Below are 26,901 nucleotides of genomic sequence, written 5' to 3' on the forward strand. Positions count from 1 at the left end.
AGAAGAACAGCAGCTCTCAAAAAATTTATCGCAGTATCTGAAAGAAATCAGTAAGTAATAGAGAACATTCCGCTTGCATTATCCCCTCATCAATTTGAACTTTATGATTTAAAGGGTAGCCCTGTAATAAGTTATAAACCGACCCTGCAGCTCCTGCTTTAAAATCTCGGGTTGCGAAAACCAGTCGTTTAATCCGTGCATGCACAATCAATCCAGCACACATGGCACAAGGCTCAAGAGTCACATAGAGCGTTGTATCTAATAATCGATGATTCTTTAACTGTTGTGATGCATATCTAATTGCACACACCTCTGCATGATCTGATGGATCGTGACTTTTTTGGATGGAATTTCGTCCTGAACTTATTAACTGATTGTCTTTGCTCACTAATACAGCACCAACCGGGATTTCCCCATCAGCTTGGGCGAGAATTGCCTGTTCGTAGGCTTTTTGCATCCAATAGTGATCGTTCATTATTTAGTTTAAGTTAATGGTTATAAATCTTATTCTACAGCCCGCGGACAAACCGCAGGATGTAGACACTTAGTTCTTTAACTTAATGGTCCACTACTCCAGGGAAATTACTCCCATTCAATAGTAGCAGGTGGTTTACCTGAAATATCGTAGGTTACACGAGATACACCGTCTACCTCATTGATAATTCGATTGGATACATGGCCAAGGAAATCCCAAGGCAATTGTGACCAATGTGCTGTCATAAAATCAACGGTCTCTACAGCACGAAGACAAATCACGTAATCATATTTACGTCCATCCCCCATAACGCCAACACTTTTGACCGGTAGAAATACAGCAAAAGCTTGACTGACTTTATGATAAAGATCGGCCTTCCTGAGTTCCTCAATAAAAATAGCATCCGCTTTACGCAATATATCTGCATATTCTTTCTTAATTTCTGCTAAAATTCGAACCCCTAGACCTGGACCAGGAAATGGATGGCGGTAGACCATATCATGAGGCAATCCTAACTCAAGGCCTACTTTACGAACCTCGTCTTTAAATAATTCACGAATAGGTTCTAATAATTTCAAATTCAATGTTTCTGGCAAACCACCCACATTATGATGAGATTTAATTACCACCGAGGCACCATTTGTGCTTGTTGCAGCCGATTCAATAACATCCGGATAAATCGTTCCTTGTGCCAACCAGGAAACACCCGGAATTTTTAGCGCTTCTTCATCAAATACTTCAATAAAGGTACGTCCAATAATTTTTCTTTTTTCTTCAGGACAAGTAACCCCTTTTAGAGCATTAAAAAATTTCTCTTCAGCATGGACAGAAATAACTTCAACACCCATGTGTTTGCCAAACATCTCCATAACCTCGTTTGCTTCATTAAAACGCAACAAACCAGTATCTACAAAAACACAAACCAATTGTTTACCAATTGCTTTATGTAATAAAGCAGCCACAACAGACGAATCTACACCGCCCGATAAGCCGAGTAAAACTCGATCAGAACCAACCTGAGCACGGATTGCATTAATTGTTTCATCAATAATGAGGGTAGAAGTCCAATTAGTCGAAGCCTTGCAAATATCTACAACAAAACGATATAAAATGCGCATTCCTTGTAGCGTATGGGTTACTTCTGGATGAAATTGTACTCCGTACATTTGGCGATTTTCATCAGCCATTCCAGCAATTGGAGCGTTTCGGGTCTCGCAAATCACCTTAAAACCAAGCGGTAATTTAGTCACTTTATCCCCGTGGCTCATCCAGACATCTAATAATGCATTACCATCACCATTCAGTCGGTCTTCAATTTGGGAAAACAATTTGCTGTGACCATGCAACTTCAACTCAGCGTAGCCAAACTCTCTAATGGAGGAAGACTGCACTTCACCACCTAATTGCACTGCCATGGTTTGCATCCCATAGCAGATTCCTAAAATAGGCAAACCTGCAGTAAATAACCACTGAGGTGCTCGTGGGTTCTCATGGTGGGTTACAGTGGATGGGCCACCGGATAAAATGACACCGCAAGGATTAAGCGCAGTGAATTGTTCTTGTGTGATATTGAAGGGATGAATTTCACAATAAACACCTAATTCACGCACTCGTCGGGCGATTAATTGTGTGTATTGAGAACCGAAATCAAGAATCAGTAAAGGATGTTGTTTTAAATCACTCATTATTAATTATCCACCTGGTAGTTTGGTGCCTGTTTTGTAATACTGACATCATGCACATGTGACTCCCTCATTCCTGCATTAGTCACTTGGACAAATTCTGCCTTGGTATGTAGTTGCTCGATATTTTCACATCCTGTATATCCCATACAAGAACGCAAACCACCTAACAATTGATGAATAATTGTTTGCGCCGATCCTTTATAAGGAACACGTCCTTCAATTCCTTCTGGAACTAATTTTTCAGAACCTAATGATGCGTCTTGGAAATAACGATCGCTCGAACCTTGTGACGAAGCCATAGCCCCAATTGAACCCATACCTCGATAGCTCTTATAAGTTCTACCTTGATATAACTCAATTTCACCTGGTGACTCTTCTGTTCCTGCAAACATACTTCCAAGCATTACAGTATCTGCACCAGCAGCAAGAGCTTTACCAACATCACCAGAAAAACGTATACCACCATCAGCAATTATTGGAATTTTTCCTTTAAGTTCTTGTGCCACATTTGCGATAGCTGTTATTTGCGGCACACCAACACCAGTTACTATTCGCGTTGTACAAATAGAGCCAGGACCTATACCCACTTTTACTGCATCCGCACCTGCAGTATATAAATCACGAGCCGCAGCAGCTGTAGCTATATTTCCTCCAATCACCTGTATCTCTGGATGGTGCTTCTTAATCCATTTTACACGTTCAAGTACACCTTGTGAGTGTCCGTGCGCTGTATCAACAACAAGTACATCAACACCTGCCTCAATTAATGACTCAATGCGCTCATCAGTGCCCTCTCCCACGCCAACGGCTGCGCCTACACGTAACTGTTCTGCAGCATCTTTACATGCAAAAGGATTTTCTTTGGCTTTTTGTATGTCCTTAACTGTGATCAATCCACGTAGTTGAAAAGCCTCATTAACGACAAGCAATTTTTCTATACGGTGTTTATGCAATAAGCTACGCACCTCTTCACGACTTGCCCCTTCTTTGACGGTTACCAATTTTGTCTTAGGAGTCATTACTTCTTCTACACTCAAAGATAAATTGGTTTCAAAACGAATATCACGACTGGTTACGATGCCGACCAAATTCTCACCGTCCACAACAGGAACACCAGAGAAATTATATTTGGCCATGACATCAAGTAATTCTTTAACGGTGATATTAGGAGTCACTGTAATCGGATCTCGAACCATACCACTTTCAAATTTTTTCACTTTTCGGACTTCATCAGCCTGTGCCATAATGGTCATATTTTTATGAATAATACCTATGCCGCCCTCTTGTGCCAAAGCAATGGCTAAACGAGCTTCAGTTACAGTATCCATGGCGGATGATACAAGTGGAATATTTAGGTTAATAGCACGAGTCAATTTTGTTCTTAAAGACACATCTTTAGGAAGAATTAAAGAGTGTGCAGGAACAAGAAGAACATCATCGAAGGTTAATGATTGCTGCACAATAGAAAGAGTCATTTTATTCTCACTAGAGGAGTTAAATTAACCGAATAGTTTACTATAAATTGTGGACAAATTAAACAGATAATTTACAATAACCCAACATTTTACATTATAATTATAGACTTATTATATTTGTGTTTACCTCAAACTTCTTATATTATCATTTGCCTCACTTTCCTCCAGTTTCTTAAACAATCAAAATATCAATAATATGTTACAAACTGTTAAAAATTGTCGCTAACCTCCATTTATTTTTTGGAAAATGTTTTTCCAAAGATCACTCTGCACTACTTGAATTATTTATCAATAAACGTGTACACTGGTGGTTAAATATTGTGTTGAATCAAAAATAATAGGAAGGGTTCAGCGTTGGCTAAAATAATCGTGATTACATCAGGTAAAGGCGGAGTAGGAAAAACTACTTCTTCTGCAGCTATTTCTTCGGGCCTTGCACTCTTAGGGCATAAAACGGTCGTTATTGACTTTGATATTGGTTTAAGAAACCTCGATATTATCATGGGTTGTGAACGTCGCGTTGTCTATGATTTTATTAACGTTATAAATGGCGAAGCAAATCTTAATCAGGCCTTAATTAAAGACAAGCGAATTGCAAACCTTTCTATACTTCCTGCATCACAAACTCGAGATAAAGATGCATTAACCATTGAAGGTGTTGAAAGAATACTTAATGAGCTTGCAAAAGAATTTGATTTTATTATTTGTGATTCCCCTGCTGGAATAGAAACTGGCGCATTAATGGCTATGTATTTTGCTGATCATGCAATTGTAGTAACGAATCCAGAAGTTTCCTCTGTACGTGACTCAGATAGAATACTTGGAATACTTGCTAGTAAGACTAAAAGAGCAATTGAAAATAAAACACCAATTCAAGAACATTTATTATTAACACGCTACGACCCAGAGCGAGTCGAGCGTGGTGATATGCTTTCTGTTACGGACGTAAAAGAAATATTAGCTATTCCATTAATTGGTGTTATTCCAGAATCAAAATCAGTACTTAAAGCTTCAAATACAGGTACACCAGTAGTTCTTGACGAAACAAGTGATGCCGGTATTGCCTATCAAGATGCAATTGCTCGTTTTCTTGGTGAAGAAAGACCAATGCGCTTCATAAGTAATGATCGCAAAGGATTATTGCGTCGCTTATTCAGCAAAAACAAGGAGGAAGTGACGGTATGAGTATTTTCAATTACTTACGTAGAAGAAGTGCTACGGCATCTGTTGCTAAAGAACGTTTGCAAATAATAATTTCTCACGAACGCTCTCAACGTAATACTCCTGATTATCTACCTAAGCTTCAGGAAGAAATTCTCGCTGTCATTGCTAAATACGTACATGTAACGCGTGATCAAGTGAGTGTGAACCTTGAGCGTATGGGAGATAATTCAGTGCTTGAACTAAACATCACGATGCCAGATGATGCTAAGGAAAACGCTTAGGCTTTCATACAACCTTATATTGAAATAAGGGATATTGCTCCGAAGTCGATTCGGCCAATGATCAACTATTTTAAATAATTCTTTTTTTCTTTTACAAAGCAAAATTTCTAGAGTTTATTTCTTTAACAAAGTAAATATTAGATCATGTTTTGAGTTATTTTAGATGATTTCTTTATAATGGAATTAAATCTTGTTTGATGGGTTTATTTGAGAAAATCCTAAATGTTGTCCATGTCCCTGAGTTCTTTTCCCTCTTGAAAATATATCCATATCTCACTTCCAAATGAGCACCATCAATCTCAACACACCATATCTTCTTTTGATGCTTTATAAGCCTTTTCTATGGCTTAACTATTGGCTGATTTTGTATACCTGAAGCAGGAGGCCTCTTAGGTTTTTGGTGGATAATTGGCGCCGGTGTAGCGCCTGTACTGGGTTGAATTTTGGGACCAGGCTAAATTTTTGGACCCGGTTGAATTTTGAGTCCTGGTTGAACATTAGGATTTGGATATACTTTTGGCCCCTGATGAAGAGTTGGACCTGGCTGAATATTCGGTCCCGGTTGTACATTTGGATTAGGCTGTACATTAGGATATGGATGCACTTTTTTACCATGAGGAAGTTTGGGTCCTGGTTGAACATTCGGCCCCGGTTGCACATTCACGCCTGGCTGTGCATTAGGATATGGATGCACTTTTTTACCATGAGGAAGTTTGGGTCCTGGTTGAACATTCGGCCCCGGTTGCACATTCACGCCTGGCTGTACATTAGGATATGGATGCACTTTTTTACCATGAGGAATAATTGTGCCGGGTTGCATATTTGTACCTGGCTGTCCGCCTGGAGTTTGATAAGTACCAGGAACTGGATGAACCAATACCGGAGGTGATTGCTTAATAATAGCCGGTTTACCAGGTGCAGCAGGTTGAACAGCTTGGAAATTTTTTCCAGCTTTTATATTCTGAATCTCGGCTGGAGTTAGAGGTTTACCTTTATTTTTTAAAAGCAGAGGTTGTACTTTTGAAAAAGGAGGTGTTGCTGAAGAAGGTTGTGTTTTAACTATAATTGGCCTTGATATTACTCCGGCAGGAGGTATTGCCTTACTAAAGCCCTTGCCTCCGTATACACTATTAGATTGTGGGCTCAAAGGAGCAACATTTAATTTTTTTGCATTAATAAGTAATTGATGAGGGACGCGTGAACGAAAATTATTGACCAGCCTGGAGTCAATAAAATCTTTAGTTGGTACAACGGTAACTGCATTAGCAATCTGTGCATTTTTGTAATTAATTTTAATATTTTTATTTCTATAAATATTATTGATGTAAGCAACATTAATCACTGTGTTACTCAGATTGATCTGATTAAAATAGTTTTGGCTAACATAATAAGGAGGAATATAAGGTTCACCTGGGGCTAGAGGAAACCAACCAATGCCATATCCACCATCAAGCATAAATTGTGGGTTATTACCGCCAATGAATACGGTCAATGCAGGGGCATAAATAGGACGAGCTCCTATTGGTCCTGGTACCCAACACCATCGATTTTCAATAAAAGCCCAACGTCCGTAATGAAATGGTGCAAATCCCCAAGGTTGATTGTCCACCCAAGTCCATCCCCAAGAACTTAGCCATATCCACTGCCCCTCTTGGTAAGGAGCCCAATTTTCTTCTACATTATTTGGATACCAAACTGGACCGTATTGTTTATCTTCAGTCCAGGATCCATAATTACCGAGATCTTCATATCCTATAGTATCTGGAGAAATATATTGTGTTGAGACTGTACCGGTCATTTTATCGCGTTCTAAACTCCAGCGTTCAAAATCATCGGCTTCCTCAAGAGTAGTACACTGAAAGTTTTCCAAATCAGTACCAGTGGCAGTGCATGAAGAACCAACCCCAACTGTATTTGAAGCATTTTCTCCATATGCTACCCCTTGTCCCATTCTCACACTTACTGTCGTTGTATTATCTTCGGTGGTGACATCGAAAAGGTAATAACCAGGTTCTGTAATGACAAAGGCTAAATTTGGTGTATCAACTTCATAAGTTTGATTCGCATTGATGCGTCTGATGCTTAAAACAAGGGTTCCTTGTGTAATCTGAAATTGGGCCGTTTCGTCATCTAGATTCAAAATTTTTAAATTCGTTTGACTTCCCATACGTACAGCAGCTCCCGACAATTGCATTTCAACAAGCGCTCCGGTATCTGACCATATCTGATCATTGGTGATGAGAGGTCTATTAAGGGCTGCATCAACCCATTCAGTTTCCCCAGCGGGTACAAAACTCACACTTCCGTTAATGTAGCTTAATCGGGCGACTTGATTAGGAGGATCTGCAAACGTCAGCGTGGATATTAGTAGCATGAATAAACCCACTAGTCTGGCCACCGTGATATTGTCCTTCACTGACCTTGGTTTCATGCTAACCTCCATAATTTACATTATCCCTAACATTAAGGAGTTCTGCTTGCAGACAATCGTATTTACTATGAATGAATAACTTTGTCTAAGTATAGTCTATTCGCTAATTAAAATGAAAAAGAACAGAAAGTCTATGGCAGGATATCGTAATAAAAAAAAGGGGCCACTGCTGACCCCGGTCTGTACTAGTTATGAATTCCAGCGAAATACGCTCTCCGCTGCAATCAGGAATTAAATCATCTCTGATTCTATATCGTCTTTATTAACTACAGCTTTTTTTGCTTTATTGGATTTTATTGTATGAGGCCGGCGCAGGTCCTCATCATTGAAATCATCCACCTTAATTACATCTTGTCGTGCCAACTCGGCTTCTTTTAATTGCTTAGCCTCTATCTCATTTAATAACCCACAAGATAAAGCTTCATTGATCTGATCAAGCAAGGTAAGTGATTTTAAAACATTATCTTTGACTGCTCGCATTACCTTTCTTTCTAACTCCTCAGCAGCACAAATTTTATGGAAGGCTTCCTCCATACGCCCTAAAGGACAATTGTCTCCAGCCTTACTATAAACCAAACGAGTTACACGAGTACGAGTCTCTCCTGGTTCGATTAGCATTCTAGCTAATTTATGACCTAATTGGTCATTTGGTTTGTTTCTTAGATTACCCAGAGGTTTGATTATCAAGCGTAAAACAATTCGTGCCCAACGCGCTGGAAAATTCACAATGACGCCATGCATTGCTGTCTCGCATTCGTACAATAATTGCTGACAACTCCACTCAACTAAAGGTAAATCTGCTTTTGGTTCACCGTCTTCATGAAAACGTTTCAAGACGCCTGAAACCAAATATAATGAACTCAGCATATCCCCAAGACGTGAAGATAATTTTTCTTTACGCTTTAAGTCCCCGCCTAGAACAGTCATTGAAAAATCAGCAAGAAATGCCAAGTTAGCACTGTATTTATGCACGAGTTGGTAATATCGCTTCACACTACTCACCGGTGCTTTGGATAGGTATGCATCAGTCCATGCAAAGATGACTGATTTGGTAAAGTTAGCAAGAATAAATCCGGCATGAGCAAAAAATGCATTATCAAATTCAACCAAGTCATTATGTCTAATACTTTCAAGTTCTTTAAATACATAAGGATGGCAGCGAATTGCTCCCTGACCAAAAATAATTAAACTACGAGTTAATATATTCGCCCCTTCAACGGTAATTGCAATAGGTGATCCTTGATAACCTCTTCCTAAATAATTATTAGGACCAAGGCAAATACCCTTTCCGCCATGGATATCCATAGAGTCACAGGAGACTTGTCTTGCACGCTCGGTGGTGTGGTATTTTAATATAGCACCCACTACAGAAGGTTTAGCTCCATTATCAATGGCAGCAGCCGCCATTGTTAAAGCAGCATCAATAATATAAGTATTCGCAGCAATTCTGGCCAAAGGCTCCTCAATCCCTTCAAACTTACCGATTGGTTGATTAAATTGTTTGCGAATGCGCGCATAAGCTCCGGAGGCTAGAGCAGCTGCTTGTGCACCACCGTTCGCGCTCGAAGGTAAGGATATTGCTCTACCAGCACTCAAACACTCCATTAACATGCGCCAACCACATCCAGCCATGGCCACTCCACCGATAAGGTAGTCCATTGGAATAAATACATCTTTGCCTTGAGTTGGACCATTCAAAAATCCGGTATTTAATGGAAAATGGCGGCGACCCTTTTTAATACCTGGGGTATTTGCAGGTATCAATGCACAACTAATACCTATATCTTCACTTTTACCTAATAAATTATCTGGGTCAAATAGTCTAAATGCTAATCCAATTACTGTCGCTGCAGGGCATAAAGTAATATAACGCTTATCCCAATTTAATCGGATACCCAATACTTTTTCACCATTCACTTCTTGATGGCATACTATCCCTTTATCTGGGATTGATGCTGCATCAGAGCCAGCATTAGGTCCAGTCAAAGCAAAACATGGAATTTCTCGTCCATCAGCCAATCGTGGCAAATAATAATTTTTTTGTTCTTCCGTTCCATATTTAAGCAATAACTCACCTGGGCCTAGTGAATTAGGTACAGAAATCGTTGTAGCAGCGGTTATTGAACGACCATAGATTTTAACTAAAATCGACATTTGTGCAGTAGCAGAAAACTCAAGACCGCCATAACGCTTCGGAATGATCATGCCTAAGAATCGATTTTCTTTAATAAATTGCCAGATTTCTGGAGGCAAATCAGTAAGATTGTGAGTTACATCCCAGTCATCGATCATAGAACATAGAGTATTTACAGGGCCATCAAGAAAAGCTTGTTCTTCATCAGTCAATCGAACAGTGGGGGCATTTCTCAGTATGGAAAAATCGGGGGCGCCACTAAATAGATCACCTTCCCAACTTACAGTACCAGCTTCCAAAGCCTCTCGCTCAGTTGCTGACATAGCAGGCATAGCTTTACTTACCGTTTTAAAAAAATATTTGGATAATAATATTCGTCTTAAAGGCTTTATTGCACCCGCAATTAAAATCAGCTCAATCAAAACAAGTATTATTTGAGTCACCAACCCCGGAGAACCATAAGCAAAGACAAGAGCAGTAAATAGAGCAAAGCTAATAGCCCACACTGAAATTGCGGCCTGCCTGGTAAGCAATATCCCTGCAGCTCCAATAACCATGAGCGTTAAAATAGCATGTAGCACATTATTCTCCTTAATTATTTTGGGTCTTCTGACCCCAAGTACTATTTCAGTTTAAACCAGACACAATTTTTATAATCTGTTTTGCCACGACATCCGGGTGCTCCATGGGAAATAAATGGGTCCCTTTGGTTTTAATGCTTGTCACATTAAAATATTTTTTCATATAGCGCACATCCATTTTACCAACCACAGTACTTTTGTCACCATAAATTAATGCTGCTGGAATTAATAACTTACCTTCAAAATGTGGAATGACATGTGGGATAGTGCGATAAATTTGATATTCAATATGTCTATCAAAGCGCAAATAATAACCATCATCTTTATACTCTAAACCGTAGGTAATGTAATCATTTAAACACGCATCTGTAAAAGTCTTAAATAAATCTCTCGTCTTTAAATAATCCATTAATTGATCATGATCTTTCCAATACATCCTACGTCCTCGGGTTCTAAATGCAGGAGTAATTCGATCAATAATACCCAGGGCTTTTGCCAATCGAACCATACTTGATTTAAAAGTACCAATTAAAGGGGAATCCAGCATAATTACCGCTTTGAATAATTCAGGTTGCTCGATCGCCGCCAATAAACTTAGAACACCACCCAAAGAGTGTCCAACAGCAATAACAGGACGATTGGCTTGCTTTTTAATGCTGCTTAGTACTTCTGATATTAAATTGTGCCAATTTTCACTAACTGGGAATAAAGGGTCATGGCCTATCCTGTCAATGTAACAGTAATCAAATTCGTTCTCGAGATGATTTAGCATTTGCTTATAACATAAAGCGGGAAAGCCATTTCCATGTGCAAAATGAATCAACTCTTTCATGATGTCACCAATTGTCTATACCCCATATAAAAATTCTAATTAAAATTTTCGAAACAAATTTGACCTCAATTCAAAGTTGGTTTAACAATCTATTATCACCTTATAATCGAGCAACTCTTCTGCTTTCTGCGCGTAAAGAATACAGGGAAAAACTGTAATATATGACAAGTAATGCAGATAAAATGAAGCCTGAACCTGGAAAAAGAAAATTAAAAATTAACAAAATGAACAAGACTAATAACATAGGAGTTGAAGCAACAGCCAAAAGTCTACATGATTGGGCAAATCTTACATTAAATGAAAAGAATACGTTCGAAAAAACTTGCCCTAAAAATCCTAATACAAGGAAAATAACTAAAAACATAGAAAAAAACATAGCTACAACCATAGGATAAATCAATAGTTCTGAGAAAAATTTCAGTTTTTGTATTGAACTATTTTCCGCATACTTTTTACCATCAAACACCACATTTGTTCCTTTATCAAAGGATTGCACTATAGGAGCCCCTCTGCTTGGCTTTGATTCAGGCATATTAAACAAAGTAAGGCTTGGCACTTTCAAAGAAATTTTATTTTTATTAATCAAAATCGTAAGATAAGGGTAATTCGTAGTAAAATCATTGATTTTGTCAGTAGTATCAATAATCACAACTACTTCACCTTTGTCATTCTTGACAAAATATGGCATCGGCTTATTAAGAAATACTTCGCCATTTTGTATATAAAAAACAGGGATTTTTGATAGAGGATCGGTAATTTGTTCTCTAAAAGATTGATCTAAACTGAAACTCATTCTCACAGCAAATGGGATAGAAAATACGGCAATAGCCAACAAAAAATAAAAAATACCTAGTCCCCTCCACCGTTTTCCAACATCTACATAAAGAAGGCGTGAATAGAAAGACATATATAATGCAGACCAATAGCGATAAACCGGAGTATCAATTGGTTTTAATTCGTTTTTTTCTTTACTCACGCCATTCTCCAATACGTTTTCCAGATTTACTATGAAAAAGATGTAACTTAATTTTAGGTAGCTCCACCCACAGTTGTCCACTTGGGATGGGTTGATCCGCAGCAACACGCAAATTAAGGGCTCGATCGTTTTTGATGCATTTTGCATGTACGAGCTTATCTGCCCCCATATCATCTACAAACTCAACATCGATTGGGATGGCTTGCGGATTATTTTCAGAACAAAGCAAAACATGCTCAGCTCGAATCGCCAGAACTAATTCATCTCTATCTTCAAGATTTTGCACTAGCTCAGGAACTGGATAATGAACCCCGTAATCTGTATGTACAGTGTGGCTCGATTTATCATAACTACCAGATATTAAGTTCATAGGATATTGTCCTGTAAATCCTGCCACAAATAAAGTAGCTGGTTTTTGATACAGTTCCTGGGGAGTTCCTATCTGCTCAACAATACCTTGATTAAGTACCATAACACGTTCCGCCATGGTCATTGCTTCCGTTTGATCATGTGTTACATAGAGACTGGTAGTATTTAGTTGTTGGTGTAAGCGGCGAATTTCATGACGCATTTCTGTTCGCAATTTTGCGTCAAGGTTCGATAAGGGCTCATCAAATAAGAAAACTGCTGGTGAGCGCACCATAGCCCTTCCCATGGAAACTCTTTGCTTTTGTCCTCCAGAAAGTGATTGGGGGTTTCGCTCTAAATAAGGGGTTAAATGCAATAATTGTGCTGCTTCATGTACTCGGCGTTTAATCTCTTCTTTTTTAAAACGCCTCATTTTTAATCCATACGCCATATTATCGAATACGGTCATATGAGGATAAAGCGCATAGTTTTGAAAAACCATAGCCATATCTCTTTTTGCTGCAGGTATCTCATTAACACATTGATTATTAATTTCAATGGATCCAGAAGTTATATCATCCAGACCTGCAATTAAACGTAATAAAGTAGTTTTTCCACATCCAGAAGGGCCAACAATTACCATAAACTCGCCTTTTTTAATGCTAACGTTTATGTTATTCAGAATCGATGTTGATCCAACACTCTTCGAAACTTCAATTAGACTGACTGTTGCCATGCTTATTTTAACCCTTTTTCAAACCAGCGCTGCATTAACATCACCACCATACAAGGTGGAATCAAAGCAATCAATGCAACAGCCATAATGTAATGCCATTGTGGAACTTGATCTGCCACTCCTGCTAAATAACGAATGCCCATAACTACTGTTGCCATTTTTGTTTCAGTAGTAATCACTAATGGCCAAAGATACTGATTCCAACCGTACACGAACAAAATAACGAATAATGATGCAATTTGAGTTTTAGATAAAGGTAAAACAATATCAAAAAAGAAACGGACGGCCCCTGCTCCATCTAGTTTTGCTGCATCAACAAGCTCAGGAGGTATGGTTTTGAAAAATTGCCGAAACAAGAAAGTTCCTGTTGCAGACACAAATAGAGGTAACGTTAATCCGGTAAAGGAATTTAATAATCCAAAAGAAGCAACCACCTGAAATGTAGGTACGATTCTGACTTCTATGGGCAACATCATGGTAGTAAAAATTAAGGCAAAACATAATTTTTTAAAAGGAAAATCGAAATAAACTAAAGCAAATGCCGAACCTAGGGCAAAAATAATCTTCCCCACAGCAATGGCCATAGCCATAAAAAAACTGTTCAATAACATGGAGGTAATAGGTTCCCCACCTGTAACTGACAATCCTTGTGTCATCACGGCCTTTAAATTTTGGAATAATAAAGAACCTGGAACTATAGGAATATGAGACTGCATCATGACGCTGCCTTCATTACTGGCAGCAACAAATGCCAAATAAACAGGCAACAACATCAAAAAAACAAAAAAACATAAAAATCCATGTGATAAAATACGAGCGACATATGATTTCATGCGTAATGAACCTTTTTTTCGAGGTATTTAAATTGCACTAAAGAAACAATGATGACAATAAACATTAGCAATACCGATTGGGCTGAGGAACTTCCCAAATCCATTCCTTCAAACCCATCCTGATAGACTTTATAAATTAAATTTGTCGTACTATTACCAGGGCCGCCATGCGTCATCACTTGAATAATGCCAAACGTATCAAAAAAACCATACATCAAATTCATAATGAACAGGAAAAAAGTAGTTGGTGATAAAAGTGGAACAATAATTTGCCAAAAGCGTTGCCATCCAGAAGCACCATCGATAATTGCTGCATCAATTAAAGAAGAAGGAACTGCTTTAAGTGCAGCGAGATAAAATAAAAAATTATAACTGAATTGCTGCCAACTTGCTGTAAGAATTACCACAGCAAATGCTTGGTTGACGTTATTCACATAATCAAAATCAATCCCTAAGGACTGTAAAATATGGGTCAACCATCCTAAGGTAGGATGACATAAAAAACGCCACAAAATTGCTGCTACTGCAGGAGCTATGGCATAAGGCCAAATTAATAAAGATTTATAAACCCCTTGCGTCCTACCTCTATTATTCACTAATATGGCCATAAAGAGCCCTAAACTCATCGTGAAAAAAGTCACGCTAATCGCAATAATAAAGGTTACCCCTATTGCTTTGCCGTAGCTCGGATCGAGAAAAAGATCCACGAAATTGGAAAATCCTGCAAATTTTTTATGGAGGCCAAAAGCATCCGTATAAAAAAAGGACTGCAACAATGCATTACATGCAGGCCAAATAAAAAACATCAGGGTAACAACAAGTTGTGGAACTATAAAAAGCCAAGCAGAAAGACGTTGGTGATTGAATTTAGCCATTGCCCAATATATAAGAGGGTCTGTATAAGCATTATATAGGTATGGATGTTTAAGTAAAGTAGTAAAAATAGCCTGAGTACAGCACAGTGCAATCAAGGAATGCTCGGTTACTAAAACTCCTTGGTTCCGCTGGACAAACCAGGGCTCCAATTAATCGTTAATCAAGGAAAATATTTTGCGCTACGTACACATAGAAAATCCTGGACCACACAATCGATTGATCATTGAAAACGGTCCTAAACCTGAATGCAGTAAGTCGCAAATTTTAGTTCACGTTAAAGCAACAGCCCTCAATCGAGCTGATATTATGCAACGTTATGGTAAATACCCACCACCCACTGGTGAGTCTGAGGTTCTTGGCTTAGAGGTTGCTGGAGAAGTAGTTGAAGTCGGGCCAAATATAACTCAATTTAAACCTGGCGATAAGGTTTATGGATTAGTTGGTAGTGGTGCCTATGCTGAGTTTTGTCCTGTTGAAGCCTCTCTAGCTCATCATGTTCCTGATTCTTGGAGTTACGCGCTTGCTGCGGCACTTCCTGAATCATTAACCACCGTGTATGCCACTTTGTTTGATCTAGGAAAGCTTAAATCAGGACAAACCTTACTGATTCATGGAGCAGGAAGTGGTATCTCTTCATTGGCAATTCAAATGGCAAAATTAAGTCATGCACATGTTATTACTACGGTAGGAACTGATGACAAATTGGAAAAGGCGCACAAACTCGGCGCCGATCAAGTCATCAATTACCGTAAGCAAGATTTTGAAGACTTAATTGAGGATCATAGTGTAGATTTAATCATTGATTTTGTAGGTGGTGATTATTTTGATAAACATCTGCACTTACTAAAACCTAAAAGCAAACTCATCCAGATCGCGTGCATCAAAGGAAGCAGAGTGGAATGCAATCTCGCTCTGATTATGCGTAAAAGATTGCAAATTATTGGCTTTGTGCTCCGCTCCCAATCTCTTGAAGAAAAAAACAAACTGTGGAACGAAGCGCATAACGCATGGGATGCAGATCTTAGGGCAAAAAAATTAACTCCCATCATTGACTCAGAGTTTAAGCTGGAGCAAATTGAAGCAGCGCACCAACATATGGAATCAGGTACTCATTTCGGAAAAATTGTCGTGCATATAGATTGATTTTTTAAGCTTATATATTGTAACAGTGGAGCCGGGTGAAGCGACGCAGAACCCGGGTTTTCGAATACACAAGATCGCCCTTAATTCTACTTCGTTTCATCCAGCCTACAATTTCGTCAATAACTTCATTATTTATTTAACTTCTTAGCATCCAAACGAAGAGCGCGATTTAATAATTGCTCATAAATCGGTCCATTCGGAGTAAGCTGTAACACAATAGTTGCGGTAATACATGCCATCATCACTGGAAAAATTAGATAATAATTATGAGTCATTTCCACTACCAATACTGCTCCGGTTATTGGAGCGCGGGTTGATGAAGCAAAAAGTGCAGCCATTCCGGCAACTGCAAACATCCCTGGTTGGGTTAATAAATCAATATGTAAAAATTCTAAAATATGGAATATGGCCAAACCAAGAAGAGTTCCTATGGCAAGGATAGGAGCAAAAATTCCTCCTGGAACCGATGTTCCATAGCATGCCATCGTTCCTATAAATCGTACTACTAAAAGAAAGCATAAAAGGCCAAATCCAGGTGACAAGGTTAACGCCTGGTGAATGATATGCATTCCACCACCAACGGCGGCTGGATGATAAACTGCTAAGACACCAATCAAAAACCCTACGATAAGGACGTAACATGATTTTTGTTTTGAAGTCAGTTTATCCAGCAGAGTTAGGGTTTTCATCAAAGAGAGATTAAATAATAGTCCTACAAAACCCACCACAATGCCAAATAGAGCAAACAACCATAACGAATCAAGATGAGGAAACTCAAATACATCCATTGGAATCGTTGGTTGAGAACCAATGATTAAATCAAGAATAACTGTAGCGGTAAGGCAACAAATAACTACCATACTGAAACTGGTAAAAGAATAATTGAATTGATTGCGCATTTCTTCCATGACAAAAATGACTCCTGCTAAAGGAGCATTAAATGCAACAGCTAAGCCCGCAGCAGCTCCTGAAGCAATCAAACTGTCCTTTCTACGTCGGGTCAGGTTAAATAAGCCTCCGAGCATTTCCCCCAAACCACCACCTATATGAATTGTGGGCCCCTCTCGCCCCAAAATCATCTGGGCAGAAAGTGCTAAAATTCCAAAAAAGAATTTTACAGGTAATAATCGACGCCAAAATATGGTTTTTAAATGAAGCAAAGTGCCCTCAATCTCAGGAACACCACTTCCCGATGCTTGAGGAGCATAATGCTTTACAGCAAAATAGGCAGCATAAACCATAACCATAGATACCAACCCCGAAATCAAACCAGCTGGCCATCCATGAAGACTAAGAAACTGAAAAAAATTATTCAATAAGTTACCAAGTATGTCGATTGATAATCGAAATGTTGACCCGACAAGACCAACCACAATACCCAAAACAAAAGATACAGCATAAAGCATCAATATCTTATTGCGCATTGTCTTAAACCATCCCCATCAAATTGTTAATAATTTTTAGCCCTGCTTGATTAACTAAAGACAATATAGTTTCAGGATGAAATTGAACTGCGTGAATGGGCAATTGCTGATGCGAAATGGCCATCACAACACCATCATCACTCATAGCAGTAACTTTTAATTCTTTCGGCACTGCATTCAATCGTGCATAAAGGGAGTGATACCTTCCCGCTTTAAAACTGGCTTCCAGGCCAGAAAATAATTCTGGTTTATCTATCACGTTGATGATTGATGGTTTACCGTGCATGGGATACGTTAAAATATCCAAAATCCCACCAAAATGCTCAACAATTCCTTGCAAGCCCAAACATACCCCAAATAGAGGTATACCCAGTGAAACAACAGTTTCGATTGTTTGGGATAAATTGAAATCACTTGGTTTTCCAGGCCCTGGAGATAAAACGACAAGATCATATTTTTGATTTTGTAAATACTGTAAGGCTTTATCAAAACGAACGGTACTTACTTCCGCCCCGGTTTGACGGAGGTAGTTCGCCAGAGTATGCACAAAAGAATCCTGGTGATCAATTAGTAATACCTGCTTGCCTTTTCCCGTTAATGGGAAATGTTCTGTAGTGCGCGGAGGATTGATTCCACGTTTTTGCAGCATATCTAAAAAAGCAGATGCTTTTAAGCGGGTCTCTTGCTCTTCAGATTCGGGAACTGAATCATAAAGCAAGGTGGCTCCTACTCGAATTTCGGCCACACCTTTCTCTATACGCACAGTTCTTAAAATCAAGCCTGTATTTAAATTTCCATTAAAACCAAACCAACCTACAGCACCTGCATACCATTTACGAGGAGATTTTTCATGTTCCTCAATAAAATTAAGAGCCCAAATTTTAGGCGCACCAGTCACAGTAACGACCCACATATGAGTTAAAAAAGCATCAACCGCATCAAAATTTTCTCTCAAAGTGCCTTCAACGTGGTCTACGGTATGAATCACTCGAGAATACATTTCAATTTGTCTGCGACCTATTACTTTTACAGATCCCGCTTCACAAATACGCGACTTATCATTTCTATCTACATCAGTACACATAGTTAATTCAGATTCTTCTTTTTTTGAATCCAACAAGATCTGTATGTTCTCCGCATCCTCAATTGCATCTGCACCACGTTTAATAGTTCCAGAAATTGGGCAAGTTTCTACTCTTTTTCCTTGGACCCGCACATACATTTCTGGAGATGCACCAACCAAATACTCTCCATCACCTAAGTTAATAAAAAAACCATAAGGAGATGGATTTAATTGACGCATTTGCTTGAATAAAGCTGAGGGTTGCTCCTCATAATGAGTGTAAAAAGTCTGACTTGGAACTACTTCAAACAAATCACCACACGCAAAACGCTCTTTAGCTTTATTTACAACCTGGGCGTACTCTCCGGGTAAATGATCGCATACTTTTTCAGGTTTATTTGGTGATTGGTATGCTGCAGATGCACCATCCCTCTTAAATGATTTCGTTGATTGACCTTGAAATTGGAAATCATAACGAAGAAGAAGTGCTTCTTCTTTGCGATGGTTCACTACATAAATTTCATCAGGTAAATAAAGAACCATATCACGTTGGGATAGTTCTCTTTGTTTATGTTTTGGTAAATCCTCAAATTGAAAAATCAAATCAAAACCAAAAGCGCCATACAACCCCAAATAAGACTCATCTTCTAGTTTAAAAAAGGCCAGTATCAGACGAATTACTGTAAATACAGAGGGTTGATGGCTACGCTCTTCTTCACTAAAGACTTCACTTGAAGATTGGATTTTAACTTGGAGTACTGCATCACTGTGCGATACGAGCTCTAAAAACTGTTCATGTTCCAATAATGGACTAATAAACTTTAAAAGGATTTTACCACGTTGATTTAAAGCATCAATTTGAATTAGATTCTGCTTGCAAATAAAAGCTAAGGGCGGATTATAAAAACCTATATCCCAGCATGTATAGCGTCCTGGATATTCAAAACTTGAAGCAAATAAGGCCCCTCTTTGTGAATCTAAATGTTCAAGAAGATTCTCTATACCCTGTTGATAATCTAGGGTAATTTGAGAACACTCGACTTCAACGCCCCCTTGGGTTTTGTAATGCAACATGAATAACTAACTCGATAGAATAATATGGTGTACATGTCATTCTACTTTAAAAATGGTGTTCTGCAAGAAGCTCGTAGATAGGATGAAGCTTAGTTATTATGAAATACCCTCTCCCAATAATGGGAGAGGGCTAGGGTGAGGGCAATTATTCATCCATCATCGCCCCTCATCCAACTGAAGGGCACATTCTCCCCAAGGGGGAAGGGAAAAAACATAATGGTTGCGCTATATTCAGAACGATACAACACCCGTGTTAAACACTACAAACTGTTGTTTTTAATAATCTCATCAAGAGAGCAATTTTTATCAATTGCGGCCTGAACCCACAAACCTACCTGATGATGTGCATCCCTAAAAGGCACTCCTTGTAATACCAAAGACTCTAATATCGCAGTGGCATTCAAATAGCCACCGTTGGCTTTTTGTTCCATTAACTTGGTATTGAATTGCACGCTCCCCAGAAAAGGAGTGATGATATCCAAACAAACAGCCAACGTATTTACTGTATCAAACAAACATTCTTTGTCTTCTTGCATGTCTTTGTTATACGCAAGGGGTAACCCTTTCATTACAGTTAAAATACCCATTAAATGCCCAAAAACTCTACCACTTTTACCTCTAATTAACTCCAAGACATCGGGATTTTTCTTATTAGGCATCAAGGATGAACCCGTTGCAAAAGAGTCATCAAGAGTAATGAAACCAAACTCTTGTGTTGCCCAAAGAATTAAATCCTCAGCCAAACGTGACAAATGCATCATAATGATTGAAGCAGTAGCACAAAATTCAATGATAAAATCTCGATCGCTTACTGCGTCCAGAGTATTCTCAATCACCCCATCAAAACCCAGAGTTTCTGCCACCCACTTACGATCCAAAGGTAAAGTGCTTCCTGCTAAAGCCCCAGCACCTAAAGGAGAACGATTCATTCGCGCCTGCCATTCCTGCAAGCGCTCTAAATCACGTTGAAACATTGCTAAATAGGCACCAAAAAAATGTCCTAAATAAATGGGTTGAGCTTGTTGTAAATGCGTATACCCTGGGATTTTATCATCAGCATGGAGTCTAGATAGCTCTTCCAGAATCTGGTTTAAATTTTGGAGAAGCGTATTAATATGTAACCCAGCATCACGGGAGTACAATCTTAAGTCCAGAGCAACTTGATCATTACGGCTGCGGCCTGTATGCAGCTTTTTTCCAACTTCACCAATTTTAGTAATTAACAATTGTTCTACAAACATATGAATATCTTCACTAGATGCATCAAATTCATGGACACCCCGTTCGATTTCATGACTTATTTCGTTCAATCCATTACAAATCAAATCGGCATCACTGTCAGAAATAATCCCTTGTCGTGCAAGCATTTTAGCATGCGCTTGACTGCCCACTATATCATGGGCATAGAGCACCTTATCAAAAGACAGAGAAGCATTAAAATGCATGACTCTAGGATCGAGTTCCTTCTTAAACCGCCCTCCCCATGTTTTATGCGTCATTATTTCTCTCCTTTATGTACCTTGCCATACACTTGCGCTGATAAAGAGAATAAATTGATGAATCCCTCAGCATCCTGTTGATTATAAACTTCATCCTCTTCAAAGGTCGCCAAAGCAGGATCATGCAAACTAAATGGCGAATGCATTCCATGAGGTATTATGTTCCCTTTATATAACTGCACACTGACGGTTCCAGTCATATGCTCTTGGGTCACATCAATCAACGCATCCAATGCATTTTTGGCTTGAGAAAACCATCGTCCCTCATAAACAATATTGGCATAAGTTTGTTGTAAAGATTGTTTTAAATGTAACGTTGCACGATCAAGGCATAAACTTTCGAGCATCTGATGTGCTTTATAAAGAACTGCCGCTGCAGGTGCTTCATAGATGCCTCTGATTTTCATTCCCACTAATCGGTTTTCAACAATATCCGCCACTCCAATTCCATGAGAGCCAGCAATTTTATTGAGTTCTTTAAGTAGCTCCACCGAACTCATTTTTTTTGCGTTCAGAGCGACAGGCACACCCTGCTTAAACTCAATGCTCACTAACTCTGAATGATTTGGTGATTGCTTCAAAGATGTAGTCATCAGCAATAAATCGTCAGGTTGAGGTTGTGTTGGATCTTCTAGAACGCCCCCTTCATGTGAAATGTACCAAAGATTATGATCACGAGAATAAGGAGATTTAGGCGTTACTGGTACCTCAATTCCATGCGCTTTCGCATATTCAATCGCCTCTTGCCTTGACTTAATCTTCCAAGATCTCCATGGTGCGATAATTTTGAGCTCAGGAGCTAAAGCTTTTACCGTGTATTCAAAGCGAACCTGATCATTACCTTTTCCAGTAGCCCCATGGGCAATAGCATCTGCCTTTTCCAGCATTGCAATTTCAACTAATTTTTGGGCGATTAAAGGTCGTGAAATCGTACCTAAAACATATTGATTTTCATAAAGCGCTCCCGCTTTGACTAAGCGCCATAAATACTCACTCACAAATTCATCTTGTACATTCATCACATAGGCTTTTGAAGCCCCACTTTTTAAAGCCTTTTCTTTAATGGCCTCCAAATCTTCACTTTGTCCTAAATCACAAACCATGGCGATGATTTCTGCTTGCTGGTAATGCTCTTTAAGCCATGGAATCATTACTGAAGTATCCAGGCCTCCTGAATAGGCAAGGACAATTTTTTTAATCGATTCAGTCATGGTTTACTCCTGATAGTATTGTTTTAAATGTAAAATAGGTTCAGCCAATTCCTTAGGTATTACATCTGCAACTAACTGCCCCCCTTTTAGAACAACCAAGCGATCTGATATTTTACTGAGAAAATCGAGATCATGGGACGCAATAACCATTGTAACTCCTAAAGACTTCACTGAATTTAATAAGATAATCACTTCATCAATTGTTGCCAGATCCAGGCCAGATGTAGGCTCATCACAAAGTAATAAATTAGGTTTCATCATTAAACTTCGTGCTAAAGCAACGCGTTGTTTTTGTCCTCCAGATAACTGATGAGGATAAGCAGAGGCTTTATCACTAATGCCTAAACTCAGAAGTAAAGCCTGTGCTTGTTCTTCATGATTTATTGTTTTGTTTTGTAAACGAGGTGCATACACCAAATTTTGCATCACTGTCATGTGTGGAAAAAGCTGAAAATCCTGAAACATAAAACCACTATGACCGGCTACCTCAATTGTGCCTGAATCCAAAGTTTCTAGTTGCTGTATACAACGCAGCAACGTGGATTTTCCGCCTCCCGAAGGTCCTGCTAAACCCAGTACCGTATGAGCTTGTACTTTTATGCTGACATTATTTAATACAGGTAGAGCACCAAAATATTTACTCGCTTGGTTAATGGCTAACATACAGCCTCCTTTGTTCCAATTTTTTTCCTAGGAACTCAATCAAGAGAACCATACCGTAGTAAAAACAACCTGCAATGCACAAAGGGACAAAATAGGTAAACTGCTCTGCGGCAACTGATTGCGCCCTACGCATCAAATCCATTCCCCCTATAGTCGCGATCAATGCAGTTTCTTTCAGCAAAGCAATCATTTCATTAATGAATGCAGGAAAAATATTTTTAACCACTTGAGGTAAAACAATATCTTTCCACAAATAAAAGCTAGGGATTTGTAACGTTTTTGCTGCTTCAAACTGGCCTTTAGGCAAATGCTCTATTCCTGATCTCAGTATTTCTGCAATATATGCTGAACTGTTCAAGCCGAAAGTTAAAAGTCCTGCCACTAAAATATTGGCTTTGACACCGATTAATGCAGGTACAGCAAAATAAATAAAACTAAGTTGCAGAATTACTGGAGTTCCTCTCATTACCGAAATAAATCCATTTATTATAGGCTTCATAATCCCTTGATATCGTAGTAACGCCATTAAAGTTCCCAGTAAAGTCCCTATCAATAAACCACCAGCTAACAGTACCAAAGTAACTAAAGTTCCCTCACCAATATAAAGAACATTTTGTTTTAACTCTTCCATTTTGTGTCCTCCAGCCATTTCTTCTTGAGTGCAGCCAACTCACCACTTTGTTCCAGTTCGTGCAAAACATGATTTATTTTTTGAGTTAATTTAGAATTCTTTTTTAGTGCTAGACCATAACCATCGGCTGATTTAGCTATAACAGCAAAGGCTAATCCAGGATTTTTTTTACTAAATACTGCACCTTGAACTCCATCAACCAGGACCAAATCTACATGACCAGCTTTTAGAGCAGCGATAGTTTGATTATTATTATCCATTACTAGAAGTTTGACATTTGGCATATTCTTTTTTAACCAAATTTCCATCGTACTACCTAGTTGCACCGCTATTTTCTTATCCGCTAATTGTGACACATCGTTAATCGGCTTTTCTTCAGGAAAAACAGCCGCCATACTTTCGAAATAATAAGGTTCGGTAAAATCAAAATTCTTTTTTCTCTGTTCGGTAATGGTAATCGTAGAAATTGCTGCATCAACCTGTCCCGAGCTTAAGGCAGGTAAAATACTGCTGAATTGCATGGTGTCAAAAAATGCATCCTTTCCAAGTTTTTTTGCAATCAAACGCGCGAGATCTACATCAAATCCTTTGATTTTACCATGATCATTATATTCAAAAGGTGGATATTCTGCCGCCACAGCAAAATGAATATACTGAATATTATCCTCAGACACCTTGGCATAACAAAGAGAAACCAACAGGGCAAGACCGGCTAAAAAAATAAAAAATATATGTTTCATTGAATATAAATCCAGTTTTTATGCGTTTTTCAAATTTATCAACCTCAACTTGCTCTGTCAAGAGATTTTGAATATAATTTCATTTAAAATGGTTTTGTATTCACTTAATCATAAATAAGCGGAGATATGAATGAGTCAAGATGCTGCTCTAGATGGGCATATATTAAATATTGTGCAAACAGAGAAAATTGCAGAACAAATTGATTTACAAAATAGCTTAAAGGAACGAGGTTTCACTATCCCCCAGGCAACTCTATCGCGAAGATTGAAAAAATTAAAAATTGCCAAAATAGGCGGTACTTACCAAGTAGTGGATTTCAGTATGCCCAACCTGCCTTTGGTATTGAACATGCAAATATCAGATTATGGACTTATTGTACTTCATACACATCCCGGGAATGCGAATAGCTTAGCGTTTTTTATTGACCGAAAATTTGTTTCGTATTCTCTTCAGAGTACCCAAAACACAGGTATATTAGGCACAATTGCTGGCGATGATACCGTACTTCTTATCGTAAAAAGTAAGGACCAATTAGACAATGTAATTCAACTATTGAATGATGAGTTCCCTTACCTGAAAAAGTAATGCATCGTTTTTATTAATCTGGGCAAGCAGAAACCTTGCTTCCCGGATTTTTCTCAGTTCATCCAAGCTATTAATAGCGTTCCTACTAAAATTAGGTCCCTATAAATTAACGACTCATTTTTATACCTTTAAAACCATAAATTTTATCAATAAAAATGGATTACATATTCTTTTAATTTTATCTTTAAAACTGGGCCAACGCCTTGAAAACAACATAGAACACAATTGATTGTATTTTTTTCACTTTGTATATTTTATCGCAAGTCGTTGTAACTATTGAAATTTCCATTTTAGTTAATAAATCCTTAATAAATCAGTAATTTTTCCTTAATAAATACACTTTATAGTTGGCTTTGAGCCTTATTATTTTGAATTGTTTAGCATGAAAACCAAATATGAATCTGTCACTACGACACAAAGTCCCAATTCGAAAATTTTAAAATTAAAAAGCGAATTTAATACATTAAAAATTAAAGAGTTGAGCGATTTTAATGAATCGCTTCTTCAACGTATAAAAAAACGGTGCTACGCTGATGGCGATTATGAGGCAGAAAAAGTAAAACAATTGGTTCTAGAGGTTTATGAAGGTCTTGAATACGAAGAGTCTCGAGAAGAGTTGTTAAAGCTCTTAAAAAACAAGGATAGAACCCTTGAAAGTTTGATAATGGAATTAATAAAAATTATTTCCAGCGAAATGTTTGAATACTCTGCGTTCTCATTAACTATGCCTCACTTTTTTAAAATAATTGACACTGACGAAAAATTGCAATTATTTTTAAATAATCCGCAAAAATACATTAACGATAACATCAAAAAATTATCTTCTTTTGAATTACAAGTCCTTGAGTTAGTGATAAATGATCCGTTGTTTAGTCAATTGCCCTCAATCAACCGTCAACACAATCCAAGCATTTTTATTGCCTCGCCAGTAACTACTCAATTATGGCATTTAAATCTCGGTCAATATGGCTCCCTGGATGCGGCCAGATTTGATCAATGCATTGAACCATCTGCAAGAGAAACTGTTTTGGCAAAATCAAAACAAAATATTAAAGGTCCACCTGTTATTGGATTAGGAGGGGCTCTTGTAAGCTATGATCGAAGCTCGATTGCCAAAACAGCGAACACAGTACGAAGTATGGGGATGGGTGCATGTCATACATTTGCTCAGTTAGCAGCCGATCATTTATTAGTTGCAATAGAAAAAGGGCTATTACCTCCTATACATATCAAGATGGTAAGTCATCAAAACGACTTAGGCTCTCATACATATCTTCTTCTCGATCATAATTCAGATAACTTAACAGATTTATCTCAATGCACCATCGTAGATCCATGGGCTGTAGTTATGGGCTTTACCAAACTAGGTTATGGCGCCTTTTTGATGAGTAACTACCCATATCCCGATATGACAAGCAATTTGGTTTGTTGCTATGACTCACAGGAAGTTAAGCACAGCAAAGCAGAAGATACCGCTGTTTCAAGTATGTCTTTTATCCAACAGCTAACAAAAGCATCTTCTACAAGAGGAAACTTCTTTTGCACTTCTAAAACAAATCAGCCTGAAAAGCTGGATAGAAAACAACAAGTTGCCATCACATTTTTAGATTGTTCAAAAGAATTTATACAAAATACATCGAAGAACTGTGTAAAACTCGATTTACTTAACCTATTAAGTACTCAAGTAAGAAATAACGAGCTTACCCCTGAAACAGCAATAAAAATAGCGACTCAATCAGTATTTGCACGGTGTATTGAGAGAAATTCGAACAACTTCATATGGAAAGGTGTTTCATTTAATAAAAATGAAGAATCCTTATCCTCTTTATTACCTGCATTTGATAAATCAAAGGGGTTTTGGCTCTCATATCTCAAAAAACATGATTTAATTCAGTCTAATGAGACCATCAATCCAACAAACCTGGATGTTTTGAAAAAAATTGTTGATTTTTTAAACGAAAATGAGGAACATTCATTTTCTGCAGAAAGCCAAAAAACTTATAAAGTTTAGTTTGAACTATGGCATACCTGTAACAAGAT

General features: G+C 38.3%; 22 protein-coding genes. 5 read left to right on the plus strand and 17 right to left on the minus strand.

What is annotated here, in order from left to right; all coding sequences use genetic code 11:
* Positions 1–25 precede the first annotated feature (25 nt).
* From tadA to guaB, 3 genes are all read right to left on the minus strand, one after another.
* A complete protein-coding gene (gene tadA, locus ACWTEW_RS15145) occupies positions 26–475 on the minus strand; it encodes a tRNA adenosine(34) deaminase TadA (RefSeq protein ID WP_454782487.1) in 450 nt (149 codons plus the stop codon).
* A gap of 107 nt (positions 476–582) precedes the next feature.
* Positions 583–2,160, minus strand: coding sequence for a glutamine-hydrolyzing GMP synthase (guaA, locus tag ACWTEW_RS15150; protein ID WP_454782488.1), 1,578 nt, complete (start codon positions 2,158–2,160; stop codon positions 583–585).
* A gap of 2 nt (positions 2,161–2,162) precedes the next feature.
* Complete coding sequence (gene guaB, locus ACWTEW_RS15155; RefSeq protein WP_454782489.1) at positions 2,163–3,635, minus strand: IMP dehydrogenase; 1,473 nt, start codon at positions 3,633–3,635, stop codon at positions 2,163–2,165.
* A 354-nt stretch (positions 3,636–3,989) separates the two neighbouring features.
* On the opposite strand from guaB, the gene minD reads away from it, so the two are divergent.
* Entirely contained in the window at positions 3,990–4,820 is an 831-nt protein-coding gene (minD, locus tag ACWTEW_RS15160; protein ID WP_454782490.1) for a septum site-determining protein MinD, read from the plus strand.
* On the plus strand, positions 4,817–5,080 hold the full coding sequence (gene minE / locus ACWTEW_RS15165) for a cell division topological specificity factor MinE (protein WP_454782491.1): 264 nt from the start codon (positions 4,817–4,819) through the stop codon (positions 5,078–5,080). The genes minD and minE overlap by 4 nt, the downstream gene beginning before the upstream one ends.
* A gap of 454 nt (positions 5,081–5,534) precedes the next feature.
* On the opposite strand, the gene ACWTEW_RS15170 is transcribed toward minE, so the two are convergent.
* The 7 genes from ACWTEW_RS15170 to ACWTEW_RS15200 form a co-directional block, all read right to left on the minus strand.
* Positions 5,535–7,511, minus strand: coding sequence for a DUF6600 domain-containing protein (locus ACWTEW_RS15170; protein ID WP_454782492.1), 1,977 nt, complete (start codon positions 7,509–7,511; stop codon positions 5,535–5,537).
* A 231-nt stretch (positions 7,512–7,742) separates the two neighbouring features.
* Positions 7,743–10,202, minus strand: coding sequence for an acyl-CoA dehydrogenase (locus tag ACWTEW_RS15175; RefSeq protein WP_454782588.1), 2,460 nt, complete (start codon positions 10,200–10,202; stop codon positions 7,743–7,745).
* A gap of 70 nt (positions 10,203–10,272) precedes the next feature.
* Complete coding sequence (locus ACWTEW_RS15180) at positions 10,273–11,058, minus strand: alpha/beta fold hydrolase (RefSeq protein ID WP_454782493.1); 786 nt, start codon at positions 11,056–11,058, stop codon at positions 10,273–10,275.
* A gap of 100 nt (positions 11,059–11,158) precedes the next feature.
* Positions 11,159–12,034, minus strand: coding sequence for a DUF1189 family protein (locus tag ACWTEW_RS15185; RefSeq protein WP_454782494.1), 876 nt, complete (start codon positions 12,032–12,034; stop codon positions 11,159–11,161).
* Entirely contained in the window at positions 12,027–13,118 is a 1,092-nt protein-coding gene (locus ACWTEW_RS15190; RefSeq protein ID WP_454782495.1) for an ABC transporter ATP-binding protein, read from the minus strand. The genes ACWTEW_RS15185 and ACWTEW_RS15190 overlap by 8 nt, the downstream gene beginning before the upstream one ends.
* 2 nt (positions 13,119–13,120) lie before the next feature.
* Positions 13,121–13,951, minus strand: coding sequence for a sn-glycerol-3-phosphate ABC transporter permease UgpE (ugpE, locus tag ACWTEW_RS15195; protein ID WP_454782496.1), 831 nt, complete (start codon positions 13,949–13,951; stop codon positions 13,121–13,123).
* A complete protein-coding gene (locus tag ACWTEW_RS15200; RefSeq protein ID WP_454782497.1) occupies positions 13,948–14,826 on the minus strand; it encodes a carbohydrate ABC transporter permease in 879 nt (292 codons plus the stop codon). The genes ugpE and ACWTEW_RS15200 overlap by 4 nt, the downstream gene beginning before the upstream one ends.
* 175 nt (positions 14,827–15,001) lie before the next feature.
* On the opposite strand from ACWTEW_RS15200, the gene ACWTEW_RS15205 reads away from it, so the two are divergent.
* Positions 15,002–15,970: an NAD(P)H-quinone oxidoreductase gene (locus ACWTEW_RS15205; RefSeq protein ID WP_454782498.1), complete on the plus strand. Its 969-nt coding sequence runs from the start codon at positions 15,002–15,004 to the stop codon at positions 15,968–15,970.
* A gap of 128 nt (positions 15,971–16,098) precedes the next feature.
* Here the strand turns inward: ACWTEW_RS15205 and clcA are convergent, their stop codons facing one another.
* From clcA to ACWTEW_RS15240, 7 genes are all read right to left on the minus strand, one after another.
* Positions 16,099–17,394, minus strand: coding sequence for a H(+)/Cl(-) exchange transporter ClcA (clcA, locus tag ACWTEW_RS15210; protein ID WP_454782499.1), 1,296 nt, complete (start codon positions 17,392–17,394; stop codon positions 16,099–16,101).
* 4 nt (positions 17,395–17,398) lie between these two features.
* Complete coding sequence (locus ACWTEW_RS15215) at positions 17,399–19,531, minus strand: anthranilate synthase component I (protein ID WP_454782500.1); 2,133 nt, start codon at positions 19,529–19,531, stop codon at positions 17,399–17,401.
* 260 nt (positions 19,532–19,791) lie between these two features.
* Positions 19,792–21,030 carry an argininosuccinate lyase gene (gene argH, locus ACWTEW_RS15220; protein ID WP_454782501.1) on the minus strand — a complete coding sequence of 413 codons (1,239 nt, stop codon included), beginning with the start codon at positions 21,028–21,030 and terminating at the stop codon, positions 19,792–19,794.
* Positions 21,030–22,241 (minus strand): argininosuccinate synthase, encoded by a 1,212-nt coding sequence (locus ACWTEW_RS15225; RefSeq protein WP_454782502.1) that lies wholly within the window; start codon positions 22,239–22,241, stop codon positions 21,030–21,032. Before ACWTEW_RS15225 ends, argH begins: the two co-directional genes overlap by 1 nt.
* A 3-nt stretch (positions 22,242–22,244) precedes the next feature.
* On the minus strand, positions 22,245–22,904 hold the full coding sequence (locus ACWTEW_RS15230) for an amino acid ABC transporter ATP-binding protein (RefSeq protein WP_454782503.1): 660 nt from the start codon (positions 22,902–22,904) through the stop codon (positions 22,245–22,247).
* Complete coding sequence (locus ACWTEW_RS15235) at positions 22,891–23,535, minus strand: amino acid ABC transporter permease (RefSeq protein WP_454782504.1); 645 nt, start codon at positions 23,533–23,535, stop codon at positions 22,891–22,893. The genes ACWTEW_RS15230 and ACWTEW_RS15235 overlap by 14 nt, the downstream gene beginning before the upstream one ends.
* Positions 23,523–24,275 (minus strand): substrate-binding periplasmic protein, encoded by a 753-nt coding sequence (locus ACWTEW_RS15240; RefSeq protein ID WP_454782505.1) that lies wholly within the window; start codon positions 24,273–24,275, stop codon positions 23,523–23,525. Before ACWTEW_RS15240 ends, ACWTEW_RS15235 begins: the two co-directional genes overlap by 13 nt.
* 130 nt (positions 24,276–24,405) lie before the next feature.
* On the opposite strand from ACWTEW_RS15240, the gene ACWTEW_RS15245 reads away from it, so the two are divergent.
* Complete coding sequence (locus ACWTEW_RS15245; protein WP_454782506.1) at positions 24,406–24,861, plus strand: arginine repressor; 456 nt, start codon at positions 24,406–24,408, stop codon at positions 24,859–24,861.
* Positions 24,862–25,243: 382 nt separating this feature from the next.
* Positions 25,244–26,872: a hypothetical protein gene (locus tag ACWTEW_RS15250; protein WP_454782507.1), complete on the plus strand. Its 1,629-nt coding sequence runs from the start codon at positions 25,244–25,246 to the stop codon at positions 26,870–26,872.
* The last annotated feature ends 29 nt before the right edge of the window (positions 26,873–26,901 follow it).

It is taken from the genome of Legionella stuttgartensis, assembly GCF_977063405.2.

Coding starts and splice junctions, on each gene's coding strand:
- ACWTEW_RS15230 (WP_454782503.1), bottom strand. CDS start 22,904: ATGTTAGCCATTAACCAAGCGAGTAAATATTTTGGTGCTCTACCTGTA.
- argH (WP_454782501.1), bottom strand. CDS start 21,030: ATGACGCATAAAACATGGGGAGGGCGGTTTAAGAAGGAACTCGATCCT.
- ACWTEW_RS15215 (WP_454782500.1), bottom strand. CDS start 19,531: ATGTTGCATTACAAAACCCAAGGGGGCGTTGAAGTCGAGTGTTCTCAA.
- ACWTEW_RS15250 (WP_454782507.1), top strand. CDS start 25,244: ATGAAAACCAAATATGAATCTGTCACTACGACACAAAGTCCCAATTCG.
- tadA (WP_454782487.1), bottom strand. CDS start 475: ATGAACGATCACTATTGGATGCAAAAAGCCTACGAACAGGCAATTCTC.
- ACWTEW_RS15245 (WP_454782506.1), top strand. CDS start 24,406: ATGAGTCAAGATGCTGCTCTAGATGGGCATATATTAAATATTGTGCAA.
- ACWTEW_RS15225 (WP_454782502.1), bottom strand. CDS start 22,241: ATGACTGAATCGATTAAAAAAATTGTCCTTGCCTATTCAGGAGGCCTG.
- ugpE (WP_454782496.1), bottom strand. CDS start 13,951: ATGAAATCATATGTCGCTCGTATTTTATCACATGGATTTTTATGTTTT.
- ACWTEW_RS15180 (WP_454782493.1), bottom strand. CDS start 11,058: ATGAAAGAGTTGATTCATTTTGCACATGGAAATGGCTTTCCCGCTTTA.
- minE (WP_454782491.1), top strand. CDS start 4,817: ATGAGTATTTTCAATTACTTACGTAGAAGAAGTGCTACGGCATCTGTT.
- guaB (WP_454782489.1), bottom strand. CDS start 3,635: ATGACTCTTTCTATTGTGCAGCAATCATTAACCTTCGATGATGTTCTT.
- ACWTEW_RS15175 (WP_454782588.1), bottom strand. CDS start 10,202: ATGGTTATTGGAGCTGCAGGGATATTGCTTACCAGGCAGGCCGCAATT.
- guaA (WP_454782488.1), bottom strand. CDS start 2,160: ATGAGTGATTTAAAACAACATCCTTTACTGATTCTTGATTTCGGTTCT.
- ACWTEW_RS15170 (WP_454782492.1), bottom strand. CDS start 7,511: ATGAAACCAAGGTCAGTGAAGGACAATATCACGGTGGCCAGACTAGTG.
- ACWTEW_RS15190 (WP_454782495.1), bottom strand. CDS start 13,118: ATGGCAACAGTCAGTCTAATTGAAGTTTCGAAGAGTGTTGGATCAACA.
- ACWTEW_RS15240 (WP_454782505.1), bottom strand. CDS start 24,275: ATGAAACATATATTTTTTATTTTTTTAGCCGGTCTTGCCCTGTTGGTT.
- ACWTEW_RS15235 (WP_454782504.1), bottom strand. CDS start 23,535: ATGGAAGAGTTAAAACAAAATGTTCTTTATATTGGTGAGGGAACTTTA.
- clcA (WP_454782499.1), bottom strand. CDS start 17,394: ATGCGCAATAAGATATTGATGCTTTATGCTGTATCTTTTGTTTTGGGT.
- ACWTEW_RS15200 (WP_454782497.1), bottom strand. CDS start 14,826: ATGGCTAAATTCAATCACCAACGTCTTTCTGCTTGGCTTTTTATAGTT.